The sequence below is a fragment of the Promicromonospora sukumoe 327MFSha3.1 genome (assembly GCF_000385135.1).
In the GTDB taxonomy this organism is placed as follows: Bacteria; Actinomycetota; Actinomycetes; order Actinomycetales; family Cellulomonadaceae; genus Promicromonospora; species Promicromonospora sukumoe_B.
The window spans coordinates 833,212-857,367 of the sequence record NZ_ARQM01000010.1; the positions used below are offsets into that span (position 1 = coordinate 833,212).

Below are 24,156 nucleotides of genomic sequence, written 5' to 3' on the forward strand. Positions count from 1 at the left end.
GACTCATGCAAGCGAATGACCACGTCCCGGCTGCGCGCCCGCGCCGCTGGGGCCGTTCAGCCGTCGCGGCGGTGGGGCTCGTCTCCGTCGTCGCCGGCGGCCTGACGTACGCGGCGACGTCGGCGGGCGCGGCCGACCTGCCCGAGACGTTCCTGGGCGACACGACCACCTGGACGTACTCGGACGACAACACCGACCCGGCCGCGGGCAACGCCGACCGGCTCACCTGGACCTACGCTGGGTTCGACGACTCGGGCTGGAAGCGCGCCACCGGACCGTTCGGCGCGAAGAACGGCTCGGCGACGCCGGACCTCGGCTCGGGCTTCCCCGTGACCACGGTGCTCGACCACTACGTCGACCCGGCCGCCGCGACCAAGGTCGCGATCCCGACCTACCACCTGCGCACCACGTTCGACGTCACGGCCGACCAGCTCGCGGGTATCGCCTCGCTGCGCGGCGAGATCACGTTCGACGACGCCGTGCAGGTGTTCGTCAACGGCACCAAGGTGGCCGGCTTCGTCGACGAGCGCGTCGAGGCCGTCCCGGACGCGCAGAAGAACCTCACCTACGCCGGCGCCAGCGCCGGCAACCCGGTGAACCAGAAGTTCAGCGTGCCGGCCGACGTCCTGAAGGCCGGTGTGAACACGCTGGCCGTCGGCCTGTACAACGACCGCGCGAGCAGCTCCGACGTCTACCTCGACCTCGCGTCGCTGGTGCCCGTCGAGACGCCCGAGGAGGAGCCCACCACCACGGTGACCGACCTCGTGCTCGGCATCGGGGCGACCCAGGCGGAGCGCAACCTCGCCTGGTACTCCGACCAGGACACCGAGCAGGTGGCCCAGATCGCCCCCGCGGGCGAGGTCGTGGGCGGCGTCTTCCCGGACGACGCCGTCAGCGTCGCCGCCACGGGCGGCCCGTCGTCGAGCGGCGAGTTCTATCGCCACGCGACGTTCACCGGGCTGGAGGAGAACACCGCGTACTCCTACCGGGTCGGTACGGCGGGCCGGGACGGTACCGAGGGCGGGGCGGGCGCCGAGGGCGCCTGGTCCGCGGTCTACACGTTCCGCACGCAGGCCTTCGACGGCGACTTCGACTTCCTGTTCTTCGGCGACCCGCAGCTCGGCTCGTCGGGCAACGTGTCGCGCGACACGGAGGGCTGGGTCGACACGCTCGACGTCGCCACCGCCGCCTACCCGGACGCCGAGATGCTCTTCTCCGCCGGTGACCAGGTCGAGTCCGCGAGCAGCGAGGCGCAGTACGAGTCCTTCCTCTCGACGGACCACCTGCGCCAGATCCCGTTCGTCGCCAACAACGGCAACCACGACGTCGGCAACAAGGCGTACCGCCAGCACTTCAACACGCCGAACCTCGACGAGACGGCCGGCCCCGGCTCGGGCACCAGCTCGGGCGGCGACTACTGGTTCGTCTACAACGACGTGCTCTTCCTCAACCTCAACTCCAACAGCCGCGACTACGCGTCGCACGAGCGCTTCGTGCGCGAGGTCGTGGCCGAGCACGGCGACGAGGCGAAGTGGAAGGTCGTCTCCTTCCACCACTCGATCTACTCGGTGGGCCCGCACGCCACCGACAGCGACGTGATCGACCGCCGCAACACGTGGCCCACGCTGTTCTCCGAGCTCGGCATCGACCTGGTGCTCCAGGGCCACGACCACACCTACGCCCGCTCGTACCTGATCCGCAACGGCGAGAAGGCCGACCCCGCCGAGGAGGCGGGCGCCGACATCCTCACCCCAGGCCCCGGCGGCGTGCTGTACGTGACCGCCAACTCGGCCTCCGGCTCGAAGTACTACTCGGCCAACGCGGCCGGCTCCTGGTGGCTCTCCGCCTTCAACCAGGAGAACGTGCGCAACTACACGGCGGTCGAGGTGTCCGACGACGCGATCTCGGTGCGGACCGTCCGCTCCGAGGCCAAGGACGCCGACCGCCCCGTGAACTCGGTCGTGGACCAGGTGACCATCGCGAAGCCGGTCGACCCGAACACGCAGAAGCTGCAGGTCGTGGTGCCGCAGGGCGCTCCGGGCGAGTTCGTCTGGAGCATCGACGGCGCCAACACGCTGGTCGACCTCGGCACCGCCGAGGCCGCCGGCGACCACTACGCCGCCGAGGGCGCGATCAACCCGATCCGGGTGACCGACACCCGCCGCGGCGGCCCGCAGTGGTCGCTCTCGGCCCAGGTGGGCGACTTCACGTCCAAGGACCAGTCGTTCTCCGGCAAGTACCTCGGCTGGACGCCCGACGTGATCGAGGCGGGCGGCGGCTCCGTCGCCGGCGCACCGGTCGCGACCGGGCTGGACGGCGGACCGGGTCTGTCGCAGTCCGCGACCCTCGGCCGCGCCGGCGCCGGCCACACCACGGGCTCGGCGCTCTTCGGCGCCGACCTCGACCTCAAGATCCCCGTCGACGTCACCGACGGGACCTACCGGGCCACGCTCACGCTGACCGCGCTGAGCTGACCCGATCCGGGCGGGCGGCGTCCTCATGAGGGACGTCGCCCGTCCGGGCTGTGTTGTGCCCGTCGTTCTGTACTCCCAGTCGTTCTGTGCTCCCTGTCGTTCTGTGCTCCCGAAGGAAGTTCCATGCCCGTCATCCGCGCGAACGCACGACGTTCCGTCAGGGCCCGGTTCGCGGCCAGCGCCGCCGTCCGGACCTCCGCCGCGCTCGCGGCCCTGGCCGTCACCCTCGGGACGGCGCTCGCCGGACCGGCCGCCGTAGCTTCTGCCGCGGCTCCTACCGCCGCCCTTGCCGGCGCGCCGACCGACGACGTGACCTGGGGCGTGCGCACCGCGACCAACGACCAGGGGACCGACCGGGAGAACTTCCGCTACACCATCGACCCCGGCGCGACGGTGTCCGACGAGCTCGTGGTCACCAACCACGGCGAGGGGACGCTGAGCCTCGACGTCTACGCCGCGGACGGCTACACGACCACCGCGGGCCAGCTCGACGTCCTGACGCGGGACGAGCAGAACGCTGACGCGGAGAGCTCTTACGCGGAGAACTCCGGCGAGACGGGCTCCGTGAACGTCGGCGCCTGGCTCGAGCCCGGCGTCGACCGGGTGCGTCTCGAGCCCGGCGAGAGCGCCGACGTCCCCTTCACCCTCCGCGTGCCCGACTACGCCACGCCCGGCGACTACGCCGGGGCGATCCTCACCTCGCGCACCGTGACCGCCGACGAGGCGGGGCTCGACTACGAGACCCGCTCCGGCATCCGCGTGTACCTGCGGGTCGCTGGCGACCTCGAACCGAGCCTGACCGTCACCGACCCGCACGTCGAGTACCACCAGACCCTCAACCCGTTCGGGCCCGGCGACGCGACCGTCACCTACACGGTCCGCAACGACGGCAACGTGCGGCTCGCCGCGAACCAGGACGTGACCGTCGCCGGCCCGTTCGGCTGGTTCGCCGCGCACGGCGCCGCCGACGACCTGCCGGAGCTGCTGCCCGGCGAGACCTGGCCGGTCTCCGTCCCGGTCGACGGCGTCGCGCCCCTCTTCTGGATGAGCACCGACATCGTGCTCGTCGCCCAGCTGCCCGACGTCGCCGGCGCGACCCCGGGTGTGGCGCCCGTCGAGGCGCACGCGACGGGCGCGGCCGTGCCGTGGCTGCCGCTCGCGATCGTGGTGCTGCTGGCCGCCGCCGTCGTCGTTATCGTGCGCCGCCGCCGGACCCGCGGCCAGCGCGAGGACGCCCGCGTGCAGGCCGCCGTCGCGAAGGCGCTGGCGGAGCAGGCGGCGGGTACTGGTGCTTCGTCCGCGGCGGCCGAGACCGGGCCGGGGACTGAGGCGGGGACTGACTCGGGGGCCGAGCCGGACGCCGAACCGAAGCCTGAACCGGAGCCTGGACCGAAGCCTGGACCGGAGGCCGAGGATTCCGGCGCGAAGCCCGCCGAGACGGTCGCGCCGTGAGGCGGCCCGCGGCGGTTGCCGAAGCCGCCCGTCCGAACAGGTTCAAGGCGGGCGTCCTGGCGCCGCTCACCGCGGCCGCCGTCGCGCTCACCCTCGCCGCGTGCGGCGGGGCAGTGCCGCACGCGGCCACCCCCCACGACGGCGCGAGCCCGGCGCCCCTGACCGGCTTCGCCGCGCGGTTCGTCGGGTCCAGCCACCAGCCCGCGCCCGAGGCGACCGTGCGCCCTACGCCCGGCACCTGGGACGACGTCGCCGCGCCCGCCGGGTTCTCGATCGTCGTCGTCGCCCGCGGTGACGACGCGTCGACCGCGACCCTGACGGGCGCCGTCGAGCACTACGCCGAGACCCACGGCGCGGACCTGACCGTGCTGCCTGCCCGCGACGACGACGAGGTCGAGCAGCGCATCGACGAGGCCGTGGCCGCCGCGTCGGACCTCGTCGTCGGCGTCGGCGACGGCGTCGTGGACGTCTTCTCCCTGATCACCGCGCAGTACCTGGAGACCGACTTCCTGCTGGTCGGCGCGCAGCTGCCCGAGCCGACGCACAACGTGACCGCCGTCGTCTGGCCGGGCGCGGAGTTCCGGGGAACCGGCCTGGGCAACGACGCCGTCCGCCCGAACGCCGTCACGCCCGTCATTGCGCGCGAGGCGGTCGCGGCCGGGGCGGCGAGCGTGCTGCACGATCTGACGGGGATCGTCATCGAGCTCGGCTAGCGGCCCTGCTGGCGTCCCGGGGTGATGTCGTCCCGGGGTGATGTCAGAGGCTTCCGCTATGGTCGCAGCATGGCACGACACCGGATCTTCGCCATGAGCTTCGCCAGCATCTACGTCATGTACGTGCAGAAGGTGGAGCGAAAGGGCCACACCACCGCCGAGCTGGACCAGGTCATCACCTGGCTCACGGGCTACGACGACGCGGGGCTGCGCCGTGTCCTCGACAGCGAGGTCGACATGGAGACCTTCTTCGCCGAGGCCCCGGCGATGAACCCGAACGTGTCCCTGATCAAGGGCGTCATCTGCGGCTACCGGGTCGAGGACATCGAGAACCCGCTGATGCAGCAGATCCGCTACATGGACAAGCTGGTCGACGAGGTGGCCCGCGGCAAGAAGATGACGTCGATCCTGCGGGGGAGCGAGAAGGCCGGCATCTGAGCTGCTCCTGGGCGGTGTCTGCTCGGGCGGTGTTGGTCGAGCGGTGCCCCTGGGGCGGGACAGGTCGCTGTGCTGGTGCATGACGATGCGAATGCGCGGTTGTGTAGTCGCGCGATTGTGTAGTCGTGCAGCCGCGTGGCTGTGTGGCCGCGTGGCTGTGCGGCGGTGCCGACGTTCGCTCGATGAGGGCTGCCGCTGGGCCGGACCACTCGGCTCGCCCGGCTCGTAACCGAGCGCGGCGGGAGTGGCTGCGCTCGCGGCACGGGCCGTGGTCTGCGCCGCACCCGATGCCGTCGGCAACCATTCACCGGCGCGCCAAGGGTTATCCACAGATTTCAAATGTCCCTCGCGATACGTATGAATGTTCGAGACAATGGTGTCAGGCGAACGACGAGGGCAGGGGGTGGCATCGATGGAGTCCACGAACGGAGCGGGTCCGGAGGGCGTGCCCCCGGCTGGTGGGGGCGGCAGGGCTGGAGGTTCTGGTGCCGCCGGAGGCGGTGCCGGTGCTGCTCCTGGTGGTGCTGGTGGTTCTGGTGGGGCGTCGCTGGAGACCGTGTTGGACCGGATCGAGGCTGCGGTCGGGGAGCTGGCTGATCTGGTCGCTCCGGAGGTCCTGGATGGTTGGGGTGCCCCGTCGGTCGCGAGGTTGATGCAGGCTCACACGAGGGTCCGTCAGGTGACCGGCCGTCTTGAGGGTGTGCGTTTCACGGTGCTGCCCCGGATCGAGGACGACGGCTCCTGGCGTACCGGCGGCATGTCCCGCACCTTCACGTCCTGGCTACGCCTGCGCGAGGGCATCGCCGCGGCCACGGCCCGTAGGGACGTGGCGACCGCCCGCCGCCTTGCTCAGGCGTTGCCCGTGACGCGTGAGCGTCTGGTCGCGGGCACCCTGGGCGTGGACCACGCCCGCGTGATGAGCGAGGTCGCCCCCACCAGCCCCACCCGTCAGGACGCCCTGGCGTGGCTGGTCGACACCCGCACGGGGGAGACCACCACCCCGGAACAGTTCGTCCACACCGTGCCGGTGGATCTGCCCGACCCTGCTGATGACCCGGACGGCACCCGCACCCGCGAGACGATCACGAGCGTGCTGGAGACCGCGATCACGGACGGGACCCTGGTCACCGGTGAGGGCCTGGTCCTGCGCGAGGCGGGTGTGTTGAACGCGGACCAGTTCCGGGTCGTGGCCCGCCGGTTCGCGACCGTGACCGACCCGGACACCGACGACGTGCAGGACGACAAGGCCGCCCGGGGCGAGTTCCTGGACGTGTCCAAGACCCTGGGCGGTTACCACGTCGCGGGCTTCCTGACCGATGAGCACGGCCTGCTGCTCTCCACCGCGGTCACGGCACTGATCGGTGCCCCGGCCGCCGGGGAGGACCGGACCCCGGGGCAGCGTCGGGCGCAGGGCCTGGCGGACCTGGCGCGCCTGACCCTGGACGCGAACCTGGTCTCACCGGGCGCGGCGATCCCACCGCACCTGAACGTGACGGTGTCCTGGTCGGAGCTGGTCACCCAGGTCACGCGGACCCGGGACGGTTTGTGCCTGACCTGCGGGCAGGCCACCCCGGAGAGGAGAACTCGGTCGGGCCGCCCCGGGAAGGGTGCCTGGGTGGGTGGGCCTGGTGCGTCGAGCGCCGGCGGCTCCAGGCCGGGTTCGGTGACGCCTGCGGGCGCGACAGGTACGGCGCCTTCCACTGGGACCACGGGTTGGCCGGGGGTGCTCGGTGGGTCGAGCATCCCTGGTGCTGGTGCTGGTGCTGGTGCTGGTGCTGGTGCTGGTGCTGGTGCTGGTGCTGGTGCTGGTTCGGTTGTCGCGCCTGGTCTGTTGGGTTCGGGTGGTGCGGTGTTCACCGAGTCCGGTGGCCGGATCCCGCGCGGGTTGCTGCGCAGGTTGGCGTGTGACAGTGCGGTGACGCGGGTCGTGTTCGGTCCCGATGGTGCGGTCCTGGATGTGGGGCGGGCGCAGCGGACGGTGTCGGGGCAGATGCGTCGTGCGGTGATCGCTCGTGATGGGCATTGTGTGTTCCCGGGGTGTGATCAGCCGCCGTCGCGGTGCGAGGTGCATCACGCGGTCACGCACTGGGGCGATGGTGGGGGCACGTCGGTGTCGAACAGTGCGTTGTTGTGCTGGTTTCATCATCAGCTGGTCGATTCCCGGGGCATCACGATGCACTGGGCCGGCAAACCCACCACCACGACCACGACGGTGGGGGTGCTGCTGGAGACGGGGTGGGTGTTCACCGACGCCCGCGGCCGCCGGATCGGTCTGCCCGAACCCCTGGAGCCGGCCCCGGGCTACGGCCTGCCCGACAACCCGACGGGCACACCACCGGCCGCAGCCGCATGACCACCACGGCCCGACCGACCGGACCTGACCGGACCCGACCGGACCGCACTGGAAAGGTGCGGACCGGTCCGGTCAGGGCCGAACCGGACGCGGCCCGACCGGCCGCACCCGCTGCCACGACAACTGAGGGTGCTGCCAGCCGGTCAGATGGCACGGTCGCGCCCATGGCGCGGCGCGACCGTGCTCCTCGTCCTCCGCCGTCGGTTGGTGGCCGTGACCTACAAGCCCATCGCGTTCGCCACCACCTCGCGCTCCGCGCCGGTCGCGAGACGCCAGACGGAGTCGGCGAGGTCGTCGGGGTCCAGCACCGCCCCTGGGGGCAGGTCGGAGCCAGGCGTCCCCACGAGGTTGTCGTCGTCATCAGCATCAACAGCGCGATCTCCACCGGCGTGCCCATGACCAGCCGTCAGCAACCGGTGGATGTCGCCGCGGTCGATGAGCCCGCCGATCACCAGCGAGCCCACGTGGACGCCGTCGGGGGCGGCGGCCTCGGCGAGGGTCAGGGCGTAGGTGCGGAGGGCAGCGGAGGCCGGCGCGAAGGGGCCGAGGAACGGCAGCGGCACGACCGCGCTGAGTCCGGAGACGTAGACGATGGCGCCGCTGCCGCGTTCGCGCATGTCGGGCAGGACCAGGCCCGCGAGCTCGACGGCGGGGTCCACGACCTGGGCCGCCGCGGCGCGCACGTCGTCCGGACCCGCCTCCAGGATGCCGATCGGGGCGGCCGCCGGGTTGTCCGCGCCCGGTCCGTGGTAGACGACGTCGATGGGGCCGAGCTCGGCGCGGATCTCGTCGGTCGCGCGGCGCAGCTCGCCGGGCGCGCGGACGTCGGCGGCGACTGCCGTGGCGCGGACGCCGCTCGTGCGCAGGTCGTTGAGGTAGCCCGGGTGCCGGTCTGCACTGCGGGAGACCAGGCCGACCTGGTAGCCCTCCTTGCCGAACCGTCGGGCGACCGACATGCCGAGCCCGGGTCCGGCGCCCAGGACCAGCAGCGTGGGGGAGGTGCTCAATCTTCTCTCCTTGGTCGTTCGGGGTCAGTACGGTGACGACATCGATCCTCATGGCCCCGCGGACCTCTCGGAAGAAGGCACTTTCATGTCAGATGGGAACACCGGTGTGCCCCACCCCGACGCGCGCCGCCCCAACGTTTCTCACCCGGACGCGCACATGGTCGCCGCCGCCGTCGGCGGGCTGATGCCGGGCCGGGTTCCGGCCGCGGACTACGAGGCGTGCCCTGTCACGCACGCGGTGCGGATGCTCGGCGACAAGTGGACGCTGCTCGTCCTGATGCTGCTCGCCGAGCGCGCGCACCGGTTCAACGAGCTCCACCGGCGCGTCGACGGCATCAGCCAGCGGATGCTGACCCGCACCCTCCGCGCGCTGGAGGACGACGGACTGGTCGCCCGGACCGTCTTTCCCACCGTGCCGCCCGGGGTCGAGTACGACCTCACCGAGCGCGGCCGCGAGCTGCTGGTCCCGCTGTCGGCGCTGGCGGACTGGGTCGTGAAGGACCGGGCGGCATAGTCGCCGGTCGGCCGGTCGGCCGGTCGGCCGGTCGGTCGGCCGGCCGGTCGGCGAGTCGGCCAGTCGGCCAGCCGCCAGGCAGACCAGGCCCAGGCCCAGGACCAGGACCAGGACCAGAACCCGGACCAGAGTCTCGCCGACCCGGACCAGAGTCTCGCCGACCCGGACCAGAGTCTCGCCGACCCGGACCTGCGTCTCGCCGACCCGGACCTGCGTCCCGCCGACCCGGACCAGGACCAGTCCCGCCGAGCCCAGTACCAGCCCCGACCGGCCCCGACCGCACCTTTCTGTCGCGTCTTGAGCGGCGGAATTTCGCCGGTTAGCGTCGCGTCGGACGCGCGGCGACGTCGCCGCGCACGGAACGGAGGGCGTGCCCATGACAGGTCCAGCGAACGGATCTCCCGTCGACCGGCGGGCGGTCCTGGCGGGTGCCGCCGGGGTCGCCGGCTCCCTCGTGGCGGGGCTCGCCGGGCCTGCCGCGTCGGCCGCGGCGCAGGGGCGAGCGGCAGGCGCGGCCTCCGGCGGGGGACCAGCCGGCGCGACAGCCGGTGAGGCAGCGGAAGCGACAGCGGACAGCACAGCCGGCAGCACAGCGCACGGCCGCCACCCCATCAACTGGCCCGACCCCGAGCCCTACGGACTCGCGGACACCCGCACGGACCTCTGGCCGCGCGATGACAACTCGTTCGTCCTGCCGCTGGAGCTGCGCCCGCGGGACGAGGAGCTCGGCCGGGTCTGGATCCGGGACACCTACGTGAACTGCTTCGTCGTCGACGGCAAGCCCGTCTACGTCGCCACGGGTACCACGCGCGTCCCGGGGCTTCCGGCGGCCGGGCCGTGGAACGACGGCATCTTCCTGTGGGTGGCCCCGTCGCTGCGCGGGCCGTGGCGGCTGGCCGACACGACGGCTATCCGGCCAGACTCGGGGCAGGGTGGCGGGCAGAGCAGCACGCAGGGCGCCGAGAAGGGCAAGGTCTGGTCGCCGGAGTTCGTGGGGGAGAACCGCCCCGGCCGCACCGTCGTCGCGCCGTGGCAGGAGTACTGGGACGACCGCGACGGCGGCCAGGGTCAGTTCGGCAAGCGCGGCAACGTCTGGGCCCCGGAGGTGCACTACTTCCGCGGCACCTGGTACATCGTGGCCTGCATGGGCGACCACTCGACCAAGGTCGGCTCGTTCCTGCTGATCAGCGAGGGCGGCCCCGAGGGCCCGTACCGGCTGGCCGAGGGCAACGTGGACAAGCCGTTCGGCGACCCCTTCATCGGCGGCCCGGCGTTCATCGCCCCGGGCGCCTACCACCACATCGACGGCAGCATCTACACCGAGGACGACGAGGCCTGGCTGGTGCTGCACAACCACCTCTACGCGCCGTTCCAGGACGACATGGAGGACATCGTCCCCACCACGAACCTGCCGCTGTTCCGGCAGACGCCGTACACGCCCGAGCCGTACCTGGAGGGCGCCTACGTGTTCAAGCACGGCGGCAAGTACTTCCTGGTGCACGCGGCCTGGGACCGCACGTCGACCAACCCGGACGGGACCACGCGCAACGCCTACGACAACCCGGGCGCCGGGCGGGTGCAGTACCAGTACGACGCCGTCGTCGCCGTCGCCGACCGGTTCGAGGGGCCGTACTCCGAGCGCTGGACCGCGGGGGTGGGCGCGGGGCACAACAACTTCTTCCTCGACCACCACGGTCGGCCGTGGGCGACGTTCTTCCGCAACCCGGCGGCCGGCTACTGGGCCGACCCGGCGCGCGTGGGCGACGCGGCGGTGGCCGGCGTCGTCCGCCTGGAGTGGACCGGCCCGGAGGGCAACCGCCTCTACGCGGCCCGCCGCAACCCCCGCCCGACCCACGACTGAGCCCGGCCCAGCCCGGCCCACCGTGGCCGAGTGCGGCCGAGTGCGGTCGAACGTAGGTTTCGTCGGCGCATGAGCGTCCATGCGCCGCCGAAACCTACGTTCGACGGCCCCGGGTCAGCTCAGCCCTGGCGCTCCGCCAGTGCCGTCTGGTACTCGTCGCGGATCTTGTCGCCGCCGCCCTTGGCCCACGCCTTGGCGCCGTCGGCCCAGGCGGTGACCGGCTTGCGACCGGCCAGGATGTCCGACTCCACGGAGGCGAGCTTCTCGCCGATCTGGCCGCCCTTGCGGCTGGCCGTTTCGCTGAACAGGCCCTGCACCGGGTTGGCCACGGCGGTCGGCACGACGGCGGCCTGCGCGTCGTGCTCGGCCTGCGCGACGTCGGGGTCGCCGGCCTGGAAGTTGACCCAGGGGCCCTCGACCACGTACTTGAGCCCGAGCTGGATCTCGGTGCGGCCCTTGTCGGTGAGCACCGGGTCGGTCCCGTCGAGCTCGTGGTGCACGCCCTCGACGCCGTAGGTCCGGAACAGGTGCTCCTCGGAGCCGAACGGGGCGGCGAGGTAGTTGATCACGTCGAGCAGCGCCTCGACGCGGCCCGCGGACTTCTTGCTGATCGACGTGATGTTCTGCACGGGCGCACCAAGGTGGATGCCCGCGGTGCCGCCGCCCTCGGCGAGCGGGGGCGCCGCGACGGCGAGCCGGAAGTTCTCGTCGATCGGGTAGTTCGAGAAGTCGGGCCAGGCGCTGAACGTGTCGTCGAGCATCCGGATGGTGCCGTTCACGAGCCAGGTCTTGCGCTGTGGCTGGGTGGCGGGGACGCCGTCCGGGTGCACGAAGCCGTCGGCGACGAGGCGCCGCCCGAGCTCCAGGGCCTCCTGCTGGCGCTCGTGCAGGTTCGCGCTGGTGAGCTTGCCGCCGTCCTCGGACCAGCCGTTCGGGATCTCGAACATCTGCCGGATGTGCCCCAGCGGCACGCGCCCGAGCGCCCAGGTGTTGCCGCCCGAGAGCTCCTTGCACAGGTCGTAGAACTCCTCGGCGGAGGTCACGTTCGGGTCGATGCCCTCGGCCTCGAACCAGTCCTGGCGCGCGTAGAACACACCGCTCTGCGCCGGGCCGCGGGGGACCGGCACGGCGAAGATCTTGCCATTGAAGACGCAGGACTGCCAGCTCTCGGTCGGGATGTTCGCCAGGAACGGGTACTTCTTCACGGCGTCGCCCGAGAGGTACTCGGTCAGGTCGGTGGCGCGCTCCTCCAGCAGGCTGGGCAGGCCGGGGACGTCGCCGGGGAACATCTCGAAGATGTCCGGCAGCCGGTCACCGGCCACCGTCGTCTGGAACCGGTCGGAGAAGTCGCCTGCCGGCGTGAGCGCGATCGTCAGGGCGAACCCGAGCCGCTCGTGCAGCTCCTGCCAGTAGGCGTTCTTGTCGGCTCCCGGCGGCACCGGCGTGTTGGTCATCCCGAAGATGCCGACGTCCTCGCCGTCGCCGGGCTGGCCGCTGGTCACCTTCTTGGGGTTGGCGGGGTACTTGAGCATCGTGTCGGGCACGCCGTCGGTGCCCTTGATGTCCATCGGCACGCCGTCGTACGGGACGTACGTGGGTAGGGCGACGGTGGCGTTGCCGGTCAGGGCACCGCCGCCGCGGCCCTCGTTGCTGCAGCCGGCGAGGCCGAGCACGGCGAAGGCGCCGAGGCCCATGCCGCCCATCAGCAGGCTCCGGCGGCTGATGGTGGTCTCCGTGAGCAAACGGTTCATGACTACTCCTCATCGAGCGGGGTAAAAAGCGGGACAGAAGACGGGGTCAGCCCTTGACGGCGCCGGTGAGCATGCCCTTGGCGAAGTGGCGCTGCAGGAACGGGTAGACCAGCAGCACCGGCACGATGGAGACCACGAGGATCGCCATCTGCAGGGACGTCTGGGGCGGCAGGGCGGCGGCGTCGATGCCGAGGTCCTGCGAGCCGAGCTGGGCGCCGTCCACCACGTAGGTGCGCAGCACGAGCTGCAGGGGCCACTTGCTCGCGTCCGACATGTAGAGCAGCGCGTTGAAGAACGCGTTCCAGTAGCCGACGCCGTAGAACAGGCCGACGACGGCGAGCACGGGCTTGGACAGCGGCAGGCCGATGCGCCAGAAGAGCTGCCATTCGGTGGCGCCGTCGATCCGGGCGGCGTCGATGACCTCGTTCGGGAGCTGCACGAAGAACGCCCGCACGACCACCACGTTGAACGCGGAGACCGACGTCGGGATGATCAGCGCCCACAGCGTGTCCAGCAGGCCGAGCCGCTGGACCACGAGGTAGCTGGGGATGATCCCGGGGTTGAAGAGCAGGCTGATCAGCACCACGAGCAGCATCGCCCGCACGCCGAACGCGCCCTTGCGGCTCAGCGCCCAGCCGAGCGTGGTGGTCAGGGCCAGGCTCAGCGTGGTGCCGATCGCGGTGACCAGGATGCTGATCCAGAGCGCCTGCGTGACCACGCCGCCGGCGAAGATCATCTGGTAGGCGCTCAGGTCGATCCCCGTGGGCAGCAGCACGAAGCCGCCTGCCTCCGTGACCTGCTCGGGCGTGGCCAGGCTGGTGGAGATGATGCCGACGAACGGCAGGATCACCAGGGCGCAGGCGATGGTCAGCACCACGCCCTTGACCGTGCGCTCGAACGGGCCGGGCATGGCCACGCCGTCGATCACGGGGCGGGTGCGGGGGCGCTTGCCGCCGTCCGGCCCCGTCGTGCGGGGCCTTCTCGCAGTGGAGGTCCTCGCGGTGGTGGTCGCGCTCATGCTCGGTACACCCCTTCCTCGCCGAAGGCGTGGGCGGTCTTGTTGGCGACGAGGACCAGGGCCAGCCCGATCAGGCCCTTGACGAGTCCGACGGCGGCCGCGACGCCCCAGAACCCGCCCAGGACGCCCTGGTTGTAGACGTAGGTGTCCAGCACGTCGGACACGCCGAGGCCCACCGCCTGCTGCTGGAGGATGAGCTGCTCGAAGCCGACGCTCAGGGAGTCACCGAGCTTGAGGATGAGCAGCATGATGATGATCGGCCGCATGCCCGGCAGCGTGATGTGCCAGGTCTGGCGCCAGCGGGAGGCGCCGTCGACGGCCGAGGCCTCGTACAGCGACTTGTCGATGCCGGCGAGCACCGCGAGGAACAGGATGGTGGCCCACCCGGTGTCCTTCCAGATCACCTGGGACGTGATCAGCGCGTAGAACGCGTCGGAGTTGCCGATGATGTCGATGGGTTCCCACCCGTGCGACCGCAGGAAGTTGTTGAGCAGCCCGGCCCCGCCGAGCACCTGCTGGAAGACGGCGACGACGATCACCCAGGACAGGAAGTGCGGCAGGTAGAGCACCGACTGCACGATCTGCCGCACCCGGTTGGACACCAGGCTGTGCAGCAGCAGCGCCAGGATGATCGGCGCCGGGAAGACGAACACCGTCTGCAGCAGGGTGATGACCAGCGTGTTGCGCAGCGCGCTCAGGAACTCCGGGTCGCCCGAGAACAGGATCTGGAAGTTCTCGAACCCGACCCACAGGCTGCGCCCGATGCCGAGGTACGGCTGGTAGTCCTGGAACGCGATGACGTTGCCGCCGAGCGCCAGGTACTGGAAGACGATGATGACCGCCATGCCGGGCAGCGCCAGGAGCAGGACGGCGCGGTCGCGCACCAGCCGCTGCCACCACGACTGCCGGCGACGGACGGGCTGGGGGCCGGTGCCGGACGGCGTCCGGCTGCCGGAGCCTCGGCCACCTGACTTCGGGCGCAGTGTGCCCGCGCGTCCTGTGCGGGGTTCTTCGACCGCGGTCATGCTGCGGTCCCTGGCGCGCTGGGCACTGTGCGTGCGCTCTCCGGCAGAGCCTTCGGCAAGGGCTCGGGCATCGTGATGCTCCTCGGTGATCGGGCAGGCGGCCCGGGGCGTGCCCCGGGCGCGGACGACCTGCCGGACGGGGTCCGGGTGGTGCTGGTCGTCACGCGCTGCTGGTTGTCGCGTGCTGCAGGTCCCGTGCCGTGGACTACGGCAGGGGGCCTGGTACATCGTTGTTCCACGGCTGCTCCGTTGCAGAGTGATCGATCACCGTTCGCGGGTTAGGCTAGGAGGTGATCGATCACTTCGCAAGGGTCTCTCACCGGGCGGTGTCCGGAGGGCCCTGATGATCAGCGAGGATGGGGCATGGTGAACGACAGCTCGACGCGCAGCTCGACGGACAGCCCGGCGGACGGCTCGACCAGCAGCTCGACGGGGCGACGCCGCGCGACGATCTGGGAGGTCGCCAAGGCCGCCGGCGTCTCCCACCAGACCGTCTCGCGCTACCTGCGCAACGACGCGAAGATGCGGCCCGAAACGGTGGCGCGGGTACGGCAGGCCGTCGAGGAGCTCGACTACCGGCCCAACCTGACCGCGCGGTCCATGCGCACCCGGCGCAGCGGCCGGGTCGCGGTGCTGCTGCCGGCGGTCGCCACGTACGGTCCGCCGCAGATCCTGAGCGGCGTGATGGAGGTGGCCCACGAGCACGGGTACACCGTCGAGGCGTTCAGCGTGGAGGGATCGCCGGCCGACCGGTTCGAGCGGGTCCTCGAGCTCGCCGACTCCGGGCAGGTCGAGGGCGTGCTCGCGCTCGCGCCGCTGCCCCCTGGCTCCGGCGGGCGGTTCCCCGAGCGGGCCGCGATCGTCGTGTCCGCGGACTACGACGACAAGTTCCGCGGCGTGGGCGAGCTCGCAGACGGCTCACCGGTCGAGGACCTCGTGGTGCGCCTGGCCGAGCTGGGCCATCGCCGGTTCGCGCACGTGACCGGCGCGCTCGACTACGCCTCCGCGCGCGGACGCCGCGACGTCTTCGTCGCCACGGTCGAACGGCTCGGGCTGGGTCCCGCGCTGGTGCTGGAGAGCGACTGGTCGGCCGAGGGCGCACGCGCGGCCGTGCTCTCCCTGCCGGAGGAGGGTCACCCGACCGCCGTCGTCGCCGCGAGCGACGTCGGCGCGGCCGGCGTGGTGCTCGGCGCCCGCGAACGCGGCTGGACCATCCCGGGCGACCTCAGCGTGACCGGCTGGGACAACAACCAGCTCGGGGCGTACCTCGAGCCCACGCTGACCACGGTCCGGGTCGACCACCGCAAGCTCGGCCGGGCGGCGATGGCGCGGCTGGTCGCGACGCTCCAGCCGGGCGCGGAGACCGCCCGCGGGGCCGAGGCGGCGTCGGACGGGCCGCTGAACACCATCATCTGGCGGGGCTCGACGGGACCGGCGCCGTCCTGACCCAGCGCTCGACGAGCGTGCTGGGTCGAGCGCTGGATCAGGACGGAGCTTGGTCAGGCCAGGGCTGGATCAGGACAGAGCCGGGTCAGGCCAGGGCTGGATCAGGAGAGAAGCTCGGCCAGGTGGGTCGCCACCTCGGACGGCGTCGGGATGGTCGCGACCTGGGCAGCCACCTTGCCCGCGGCCTCGGCGTAGCTCGGGTCGGTGCGGAGGGTCACGACCGCCTTGGCCACCGACTCCGGGACGTCCGGGCCCGGCTGCACCGCGATGCCCGTGCCGGTCGCGCTGACCACGGCCGCCTGGAGGAACTGGTCGGCGCCCTGCGGGACGACGACGAGCGGGAGGCCGCGCGACAGGACTCCCAGGGTCGTACCGGCGCCGCCGTGGGTGACGACGAGGTCGACGTCCTGCAGCAGGTCCGCGAGGGGGGTGAAGGGCGCGAACGTGACGTCTCCGGCCACGTCCGTTCCAGCGCTGCCGGGCAGCTCGTAGTCCGCGGCGGTCGCCGTGAGGCCGAGCGTGACGACGAGGTCCACGCCGACGGTGCGCAGCTCGGCGAGGATCGGGGTCAGGGTCGCCGGGTCCGAGAAGTGCGTGCCGAACGTGACGAGCACCCGGGGGCGCTCGCTGCGCGTCCCGGTTCCCGCCTCGGTCCCGGTGCCCGCCTCGGTACCCACCACAGTGCCCGGCGCGCTTCCCGGACCCCGGTGGGGTTCCGGCCGGACCGGGACGCGGTTGGCGGGCGACTGCCAGCCCGGCGGCTGGAGCAGGTCGGGGCACGGGTCGAGGTGCCACCGGGCCGGGACGACGGCGAGGCCGCGGTCGGCGTAGCGGCTCGCCACCAGGGCGTGCATGCCGTCGGTGAACTCGGCGGGGATCGCCGGTCCGAACGCCATCGTCGCGTAGGGGACACCCAGTGCGGCGGCCACGAGCGGGCCGACGAAGTCCAGGGCCTCGGCCACGATCAGGTCGGGGGCGAACGCCCGGGCGGCGGCCACGGCGTCGTCGGCGGTGAGGTCCACGCGGGTGCCGGCGAAGAAGTCCGCGACGGCCTCCGGGCGGGGGTCCGCGGCGGCGTCGACGCCGGTCCGGCGGCCGGACTCCGCGAACAGGACGTCGGCGGTGGGCCCGGCGGCGGCCAGCTCGATGCCCTCGGCGTCGAGCAGCGGGGCGAAGGCCCCCGCGGTCAGGACGGCGACCTGGTCGCCGCGGTCGCGGAACGCGCGGGCGAGGGGGAGCAGGGGCAGCAGGTGCCCGTGGGCAGGGGTGCTTGAGAAGAGTATGCGCACATTGATTAGTGTAGGACTACTCTGAATATCGTCCGAGCAAAGCGAGCCCGAGCTGCCCCCGCAGCCATGCCCGGCTGGCGTCCGGGTCCCAGCCGAGGGCGCCCAGCCGCAGCCAGGACTCGGGGCTCAGGTAGTAGGCCAGCAGGTCGGTCGCCCGGTCGACGGTCAGGTCCGGGCGCAGCGCGCCCAGCGTCGCGAGCCGCCCCGTGATGAGGCCGAACCGCTCGCGGAGCAGCCGCTCGGTCCCCTCGAAGGTCGCGCCGATCTCGGGGTCCGCCGCCGCGTTGGCGATCAGCACGGTCATGAGCCGCCGGTGCCCGTGGACGATGTCGCCGGTGCTGCGCACCGTCAGGTCGACGATCGCGCCGGCGTCGTCCGACGCCTCGATGGCCGCGAGGGTCTCCTGGATGCTGTCCTCGCCCGAGGCCCGCTCCGTGAGCCCGCGCACGAGGCCGACCTTGTTGCCGAACGCCACGTACACGGTGTTCGGGGCCACGCCGGCGGCCTGCGCGATGCGGCCGATCGTCACGCGGGCGTAGCCGTCCTGCGCGAAGAGCTCCTCGGCCGCGTCCAGGATCGCGGCGCGCGTGGAGGCCGCCGCCTGCTCGCGCAGGGCCGACCGGTAGGGGCGAGTCGTCATGCGGCCCAGCCTAGGGAGCGCGGGTCGGGCCGGCTCGCGCCGACGGCCCGGCCGTGTCCGGATCTGTGGGGTACCCGTCCGGCCGGACGGGGTGCGGGCAGTGCTCCGTCGGGGACTGTGGACAGGTGCACCGAGCACAAGCATCGACACAAGCATCGACAGAGGAGCCCCCCGTGCCGGAGACCATCGCCGGGATCACCGTCCCGGACACCGACCTCGTCCGGGACGCGACCGCCCTGGTGCGGGACGCCGCCGACGACCTCGTGTTCCACCACTCCAGCCGGGTCTTCGTGTGGGGGATGCTCAAGGCGGCCGCCCGCGGCCTGGCCGTCGATCCCGAGCTCGCCTATGTCGGGGCGATGTTCCACGACCTCGGCCTGACGGCGGCGTACGGCACCCAGGACCGCCGGTTCGAGATCGACGGCGCCGAGGCGGCGTCGGCGTTCCTGCGCGACCACGGTCGCTCGGCGGACGAGGCGCGGGCCGTCTGGCTCGCGGTCGCCCTGCACACGACGCCGGAGGTGCCGCACCTGCTCGCGCCCGAGGTCGCCGTCGTGACCCTGGGCGTGGAGACCGACGTGCTCGGCCTCGACCTCGGCGAGATCGCGCCCTGGCAGCGCGACGAGACGGTCGCCGCCCACCCGCGGCCGGACTTCAAGAACCGCATCCTGCGGGCCTTCTACGAGGGCATGGCCGGCCGGCCCGACACGACGTTCGGCACCATGAACGACGACGTGCTGGCGCACTTCGACCCGTCGTTCCGGCGGCAGGACTTCGTCCGGATCATCCAGGACAACGACTGGCCCGAGTGATCACCGCCCGTCGACGTGCTTGAGTGTGACGGCGGCGCCGTCCGGCCCGCGGCGGGGGAGGGAGTGGGCCGCATGGCGATAGAGCGGAGCATCGTGTTCGTCGTGTTCGACGGCGTCAAGATGCTCGACGTCACCGGTCCGGCCGAGGTCCTCGCCGAGGCCAACACCTTCGGGGCGGCGTACCGGCTCAGCTATGCCTCGGCGACGGGCGAGTTCGTGCGCACGTCGATCGGTGCCCGCCTGCCCGTCGACACGGCGGTGGCCGGACTGGGGGAGGTGGACACGGTCGTCGTCGCGGGCGGTGACGACCTCGTCCGCCGGCCGGTCCCGCGAGAGCTGGTCGATGCCGTCCGCGCGATGCGGCCCCGGACGCGGCGGCTGGTGTCGATCTGCACCGGGTCGTTCGTCCTGGCCGCGGCCGGTGTCCTCGACGGGCGCCGTGCCACGACCCACTGGCGGCACGGCCCGCTGCTCGCGCGGGCCTACCCGGACGTCTCCGTGCAGCTCGACGCCCTGTTCGTCGAGGACCGCGGGGTGTTCACCTCCGCGGGGGTCTCGGCCGGCATGGACCTGGCACTCGCGCTCGTCGAGCAGGACCACGGCCCCGAGCTCGCGCGGGACGTGGCGCGCAACCTGGTGATGTTCATGCGCCGGCCCGGGGGCCAGTCGCAGTTCTCCGCCCCGCTCGAGCTGCGCGCGCCCCGTTCCTCCGTGCTGCGGGAGGTGGTCGACCTGGTGGCGGCGCAGCCGGCGCTCGACCACACGGCGACGTCCCTCGCCTCCGTCGCCGGTGTCTCGCCCCGACATCTTGCGCGCCTGTTCGCCGCCGAGCTCGGCACCTCGCCGGCGCGGTTCGTCGAGGACGTACGACTGGACCGCGCCCGCGCCCTGCTCGACGCGGGTCACCCCGTCACCGCGGCGGCCGGCGCCGCCGGATTCGGGAGCCCCGAGACGATGCGCCGCCGCTTCGTGGCCCGCCTGGGTGCCTCGCCCAGCCAGTACCGCGCACGTTTCTCCGCGACCGGGGACCGAGGACTGGACAGCGTCACCGGCGTGAGCTGAGGTAGCCGCATGAGGTGGCGCAACGGCGAGCACGGCTACGGCATCGTGACGAAGGTCCTGCACTGGGTGACGGTCGCGCTGCTGGTGACCCAGTTCGCCGTCGGCTACGCGATGGACGACGACGGGGGCGACGGACGGGTAGATGGAGGCGACAGCGCCTCCGCCGTCGACTGCGACCCGCCGGGGGAGGACCGCAGCGGCGGCGACACCACCGACGCCGAGGAGGAGCGGCTCGACCAGCTCGAGGAGAGCTGCGAGCGGGCGCAGGACCTGCGGGAGCAGGACGCCGACGAGGCCGTGGCTTCCGCCTGGTCGGACCTCTGGTCGGGCGGTGGCGCGGATGGCGGGCTGGGCGGTGGCGGGCTCGCGCTCCCCGGCTGGCACGTGCTGCTGGGCCTCGGGATCATCGCCGTCGGCGTGCTGCGGCTCGTGTGGCGCCGGACGACGACGCTGCCGCCCTGGGACCCGCGGCTCACCGGCACGGACCGCAGGATCATGCACTGGGCCGAGCGGATCCTGCTCGCGATGCTCTTCGTGGTCCCCGCGACCGGCATCGCGCTGGTCGTGGGCAGCACCGACCTCCTGCCGCTGCACATCGCGGCGCACCTGTGCTTCTTCGCGGCGCTGGCCGCGCACGTCGGCGTGGTGGTCCGCCGGCGGGTCGTCGGGCGGATGCTCTGGAGCCGGCCGCGCTAGCGGGCCGGTGGTCTGCCGGCGCTCCCACCGCGGAGCCCGCGCAGACTTTCCCGCCCGACGTGCGCCCCGCCCGTAACGCACCGACGATCGGGTGATGAGCACAGGCTCGGCGACACCGCCGTCAGGAACCGGACCGGACCAGACACCGCCCGCCGCGCTGGCGGGCGACCGCCGGTTCTTCGGGCATCCCCTGGGCCTGATGACGCTGTTCACGACGGAGCTGTGGGAGCGGTTCAGCTACTACGGCATGCGCGCGATCCTGGTCTACTACCTGACCGACACGATCGCCAACGGCGGCCTCGGCCTGGACCAGACGCTCGGCGAGGCCGTCGTCTCGATCTACGGCACCGGCGTCTACCTGCTGTCCGTGGTGGGCGGCTGGCTCGCCGACCGGATGATCGGCGCCCGGCGCTCCACGCTCTACGGCGGCATCATCATCGCCGCCGGGCACGTGTGCCTCTCGATCCCCGCCGCCGGGTTCTCCTACTTCGGCATCGTGCTCGTCGCCCTCGGCACCGGCCTGCTCAAGCCGAACGTGTCGTCCATGGTGGGCGCGCTGTACAACCGGCAGGACCCACGGCGCGAGTCGGCGTTCTCGATCTTCTACATGGGGATCAACATCGGCTCGTTCTTCTCGCCGATCATCGTCGGCGCGGTGCGCGCCGTCTGGGGCTACCACGCCGCGTTCTCCGTGGCCGCGATCGGCATGGGCATCGCGCTCGTGTTCTTCGTGCTGGGCCGCAAGAACCTGCAGGGCGCGGGCGACATCGTGCCCAACCCCGTGCAGCCGGGCGAGCGGCCGGCGCTGGTGCGCATGTTCGCGATCATCTTCGGCGCCGTCGTCGTGGTGTACCTCATCGCCGTGCTCGTGGCCGGCGGCTGGGGCGTGCACGCCCTGATCGACGCCCTCAGCTACATCGCGTTCCTCGCCCCGATCGCGTTCTTCATCACCATGTACCGCTCGCCGCGCGTGACCGACGCCGAACGACCCCGCCTGGTCGCGTACATCCCGCTGTTCGTGGCCGCGATGCTCTTCTTCATGATCTTCGAGCAGGCCGCGACCACGCTCGCCACCTTCGCGGCCGACCGCACCTCGCGCGAGGTGCTCGGGTTCACCGTGAGCCCCGAGTTCTTCCAGTCGATCAACCCCGCCTCGATCATCATCCTGGCCCCGGTGTTCGCCTGGCTCTGGGTCCGCACCAAGGACCGCCCGCCGACGCCGTACAAGTTCGCGATCGGCCTGGCGCTCGCGGCCCTCTCGTTCCTGGTGCTGGCGGCGGCGTCCGCCATGGCGGGCGACAACCTGACGCCCGGCTGGGTGCTGGCGGTCGTGTACGTGATCCAGACGCTCGGCGAGCTGTGCCTCTCGCCGGTGGGCCTGGCCGCGACCACGCTGCTCGCGCCGCGTGCCTACCAGGGGCAGGCGATGGCGCTGTGGTTCCTCGCGCCCGCCGCCGGGCAGGCCATCACGGCGCAGCTCGTGCAGGCCACCGAGGGGGCGTCCGACACCGCCTACTTCGGCGGCATCGGCCTGGTCGCGCTCGGTTTCGCGGCGGTGCTCGCGCTGCTCGGACCGTGGGTCACCCGGCACGTGCGCCGGGCCGACCAGCTCGAAGGGGTGCACACGAGCGGGGAATAGAGTGACCCCATGCCGGCCTTCGAGACCCTCGTCGCCTTCGTGGTGGCGTCCGTGATCCTCATCGTGATTCCCGGGCCGAGCGTCCTGTTCGTCGTCGGGCGCTCGCTCTCGCTCGGCCGCCCCGGCGGGCTGCTGAGCGTGCTCGGCAACGAGCTCGGCGCGCTGCCGCTGGTCGCCGCCGTCGCGCTCGGCGTCGGCACGGTCGTGGCCGAGTCGATCGTGGTGTTCACGGTCATCAAGCTGCTCGGCGCCGCCTACCTGGTCTACCTGGGCGTCCAGGCGATCCGGCACCGTCGTGACGGCGCCGAGCCGGCCGGGGCCGGGCCGGCAGCGCTTGCCGGGCGCCGGACGTCGTCGCACTGGGCGATCCTGCGCCAGGGCTTCGTGGTGGGCGTGACCAACCCGAAGACGATCGTGTTCTTCGTCGCGGCGCTGCCCCAGTTCGTGGACGTGCGTGCCGGGCAGGTGCCGCTGCAGATGATGGTGCTCGGCCTGGTCTTCACGCTGGTCGCGCTGGTCTTCGACAGCATCTGGGCGCTGCTGGCCGGCGCCGCCCGCTCGTGGTTCGCGTCGTCGCCGCGCCGGCTCGCCGCGGTCCGCGCCACCGGCGGCGGCATGATGATCGGGCTCGGTGGCACGCTCGCGCTCAGCGGCAGCAAGGCTTGATCCGGCCGTGACCGGGAGCCGGCAGACCTGCCTCGTCGTCGTGCGCGGTCCCTCCGGGGCGGGCAAGTCCACGGTCGCGGCGGCGCTGCGCCGTCGGATGGGCCGCGGGACGGCGCTCGTGCAGCAGGACTACCTGCGCCGCGTGCTGATGTGGGAGAAGGACGTGCCTGGCGGGGCCAACATCGCGATGATCGACACCGTGGTGCGGCACGCGCTCGACACCGGCTACTCCGTGGTGCTGGAGGGCATCCTCGCCATGGACCACTACGGCCCGATGCTCACCGGCCTGGTCGCCGACCACGCCGGAACGACGGTGTGCGCGTACCTCGACGTGCCCTTTGACGAGACGGTGCGGCGGCACGCCACCCGGCCGCAGTCCGCCGATTTCACGCCCGAGCAGATGGCCGGCTGGTTCACCCTCGACGACCGGCTGGGCGTGGAGCACGAGATCGTCGTCGGGCAGGGCTCGTCCGCGGAGGAGACGGTAGAACGCCTGGTCACGGCGCTGCCCGCCGGCCGTGTTGCGGCCGCGGCCGGGTGAGGGGGTTCGCGATGCGAAATCCACGGGTAGAAACGGGCGTAATCCGAATGGTCATTTCACCTGGCGCATTGCGGACGTTCGTCGCATTCCAGCGCTCGGGGTTAATTTCGGGCTGATACGTTGCAATTGGTAGCACTCGTGTCTGGGACGAAGGCTGCCGTGCAAACCCCTCCGCAGTGTGGGGCCCCCTGCGGAGGGGCAGACGAGGCCGGTGCTGGGTGAACCAGCGAGTCCGGTGCGCATCCCGTCGTCGCGTCGCGCTTGAGCCCGGCCTGCCCCGCAGTACGGTCGGTCGGGGGGCACTGCCTATGCGACCGGACCTCGACACGAGGAGTGGGCGATGCGTACCAGCGAGCTGGCGGCACTCGCCGGCGTCACGATCCGTACCCTGCGGCACTACCACCAGATCGGGCTCATCGAGGAGCCCGGCCGTTCGCCGAACGACTACCGCGAGTACGACGTGCGGCACCTCGCGCGGCTGCTGCGGATCATCCGGCTGACCGAGCTCGGTGTGCCCCTCGCGGAGCTCCCGGAGGTGCTCGACGATCCCGACGCCGCCGCGGACCTGCTCGACCGGCTCGACGAGGAGGCGGCCGCCGGGATCCGGCGGCTCACCAGCCGCCGCGCGGTGATCGCGGTGCTGCGGCAGCACGGCGCCATGCAGGACCTGCCGGGGTGCTCCGGTGCGTCGTCTCGCCCCGTCCCCGCACCTCCGATGATCCCCGCGCCCCCGATGGCAGGGCCGGGCGGCTAGCCGCG

The 24,156-nt window shown here is 72.2% G+C and carries 21 protein-coding genes; 15 read left to right on the plus strand and 6 right to left on the minus strand.

The features are described from left to right. The first annotated feature begins 5 nt into the window (after window positions 1-5). From H291_RS29045 to H291_RS0107460, 5 genes are all read left to right on the plus strand, one after another. The gene (locus tag H291_RS29045; protein ID WP_084467807.1) at window positions 6-2,474 is read left to right on the plus strand and encodes an FN3 domain-containing metallophosphoesterase family protein; all 2,469 of its coding nucleotides are present in this window, start codon (window positions 6-8) and stop codon (window positions 2,472-2,474) included. A gap of 123 nt (window positions 2,475-2,597) precedes the next feature. Beyond that, entirely contained in the window at window positions 2,598-3,926 is a 1,329-nt protein-coding gene (locus tag H291_RS29050; RefSeq protein ID WP_020014353.1) for a WxL protein peptidoglycan domain-containing protein, read from the plus strand. After that, the gene (locus H291_RS0107450) at window positions 3,923-4,639 is read left to right on the plus strand and encodes a BMP family ABC transporter substrate-binding protein (protein WP_020014354.1); all 717 of its coding nucleotides are present in this window, start codon (window positions 3,923-3,925) and stop codon (window positions 4,637-4,639) included. Before H291_RS29050 ends, H291_RS0107450 begins: the two co-directional genes overlap by 4 nt. A gap of 69 nt (window positions 4,640-4,708) precedes the next feature. After that, window positions 4,709-5,077: a DUF2200 domain-containing protein gene (locus tag H291_RS0107455; RefSeq protein ID WP_026365507.1), complete on the plus strand. Its 369-nt coding sequence runs from the start codon at window positions 4,709-4,711 to the stop codon at window positions 5,075-5,077. Window positions 5,078-5,729: 652 nt separating this feature from the next. Continuing rightward, window positions 5,730-7,430, plus strand: coding sequence for an HNH endonuclease signature motif containing protein (locus H291_RS0107460; RefSeq protein WP_157236767.1), 1,701 nt, complete (start codon window positions 5,730-5,732; stop codon window positions 7,428-7,430). A 218-nt stretch (window positions 7,431-7,648) separates the two neighbouring features. Here the strand turns inward: H291_RS0107460 and H291_RS0107465 are convergent, their stop codons facing one another. After that, window positions 7,649-8,437 (minus strand): SDR family NAD(P)-dependent oxidoreductase, encoded by a 789-nt coding sequence (locus tag H291_RS0107465; RefSeq protein WP_020014357.1) that lies wholly within the window; start codon window positions 8,435-8,437, stop codon window positions 7,649-7,651. An 85-nt stretch (window positions 8,438-8,522) separates the two neighbouring features. Here H291_RS0107465 and H291_RS34850 point away from each other — a divergent pair, with 85 nt between their 5' ends. Further along, a complete protein-coding gene (locus H291_RS34850) occupies window positions 8,523-8,951 on the plus strand; it encodes a winged helix-turn-helix transcriptional regulator (protein WP_332256631.1) in 429 nt (142 codons plus the stop codon). A 376-nt stretch (window positions 8,952-9,327) separates the two neighbouring features. After that, a complete protein-coding gene (locus H291_RS0107475) occupies window positions 9,328-10,812 on the plus strand; it encodes a family 43 glycosylhydrolase (RefSeq protein WP_020014359.1) in 1,485 nt (494 codons plus the stop codon). 119 nt (window positions 10,813-10,931) lie between these two features. Here the strand turns inward: H291_RS0107475 and H291_RS0107480 are convergent, their stop codons facing one another. Genes H291_RS0107480 through H291_RS0107490 form a run of 3 tightly spaced genes read right to left on the minus strand, consistent with a single transcriptional unit; the run spans window position 10,932 to window position 14,606 of the window. Beyond that, complete coding sequence (locus H291_RS0107480) at window positions 10,932-12,563, minus strand: hypothetical protein (RefSeq protein WP_020014360.1); 1,632 nt, start codon at window positions 12,561-12,563, stop codon at window positions 10,932-10,934. Window positions 12,564-12,609: 46 nt separating this feature from the next. Beyond that, window positions 12,610-13,581, minus strand: coding sequence for a carbohydrate ABC transporter permease (locus H291_RS0107485; protein ID WP_084467810.1), 972 nt, complete (start codon window positions 13,579-13,581; stop codon window positions 12,610-12,612). Next, window positions 13,578-14,606 (minus strand): ABC transporter permease, encoded by a 1,029-nt coding sequence (locus H291_RS0107490; RefSeq protein WP_198012424.1) that lies wholly within the window; start codon window positions 14,604-14,606, stop codon window positions 13,578-13,580. The genes H291_RS0107485 and H291_RS0107490 overlap by 4 nt, the downstream gene beginning before the upstream one ends. Before the next feature lie 363 nt (window positions 14,607-14,969). Here H291_RS0107490 and H291_RS0107495 point away from each other — a divergent pair, with 363 nt between their 5' ends. Continuing rightward, window positions 14,970-16,052: a LacI family DNA-binding transcriptional regulator gene (locus tag H291_RS0107495; RefSeq protein WP_020014363.1), complete on the plus strand. Its 1,083-nt coding sequence runs from the start codon at window positions 14,970-14,972 to the stop codon at window positions 16,050-16,052. A gap of 101 nt (window positions 16,053-16,153) precedes the next feature. Here the strand turns inward: H291_RS0107495 and H291_RS0107500 are convergent, their stop codons facing one another. Next, window positions 16,154-17,341: a glycosyltransferase gene (locus H291_RS0107500; RefSeq protein WP_020014364.1), complete on the minus strand. Its 1,188-nt coding sequence runs from the start codon at window positions 17,339-17,341 to the stop codon at window positions 16,154-16,156. 16 nt (window positions 17,342-17,357) lie between these two features. Beyond that, the gene (locus H291_RS0107505; protein ID WP_020014365.1) at window positions 17,358-17,981 is read right to left on the minus strand and encodes a TetR/AcrR family transcriptional regulator; all 624 of its coding nucleotides are present in this window, start codon (window positions 17,979-17,981) and stop codon (window positions 17,358-17,360) included. A gap of 173 nt (window positions 17,982-18,154) precedes the next feature. Here H291_RS0107505 and H291_RS0107510 point away from each other — a divergent pair, with 173 nt between their 5' ends. From H291_RS0107510 to H291_RS29060, 7 genes are all read left to right on the plus strand, one after another. Next, complete coding sequence (locus H291_RS0107510; protein WP_020014366.1) at window positions 18,155-18,793, plus strand: HD domain-containing protein; 639 nt, start codon at window positions 18,155-18,157, stop codon at window positions 18,791-18,793. A 72-nt stretch (window positions 18,794-18,865) separates the two neighbouring features. Beyond that, complete coding sequence (locus tag H291_RS29055; protein ID WP_020014367.1) at window positions 18,866-19,855, plus strand: GlxA family transcriptional regulator; 990 nt, start codon at window positions 18,866-18,868, stop codon at window positions 19,853-19,855. Window positions 19,856-19,864: 9 nt separating this feature from the next. Next, window positions 19,865-20,551, plus strand: a complete 687-nt coding sequence (locus H291_RS0107520; RefSeq protein ID WP_020014368.1) for a cytochrome b — start codon at window positions 19,865-19,867, stop codon at window positions 20,549-20,551. A gap of 94 nt (window positions 20,552-20,645) precedes the next feature. Then, window positions 20,646-22,190: a peptide MFS transporter gene (locus H291_RS0107525; protein WP_020014369.1), complete on the plus strand. Its 1,545-nt coding sequence runs from the start codon at window positions 20,646-20,648 to the stop codon at window positions 22,188-22,190. Between the two features lie 9 nt (window positions 22,191-22,199). Further along, a complete protein-coding gene (locus H291_RS0107530; protein WP_020014370.1) occupies window positions 22,200-22,856 on the plus strand; it encodes a LysE family translocator in 657 nt (218 codons plus the stop codon). A gap of 7 nt (window positions 22,857-22,863) precedes the next feature. After that, window positions 22,864-23,397, plus strand: a complete 534-nt coding sequence (locus tag H291_RS0107535; RefSeq protein ID WP_020014371.1) for an AAA family ATPase — start codon at window positions 22,864-22,866, stop codon at window positions 23,395-23,397. Window positions 23,398-23,737: 340 nt separating this feature from the next. After that, on the plus strand, window positions 23,738-24,151 hold the full coding sequence (locus H291_RS29060; RefSeq protein ID WP_020014372.1) for a MerR family transcriptional regulator: 414 nt from the start codon (window positions 23,738-23,740) through the stop codon (window positions 24,149-24,151). Window positions 24,152-24,156: the final 5 nt, after the last annotated feature.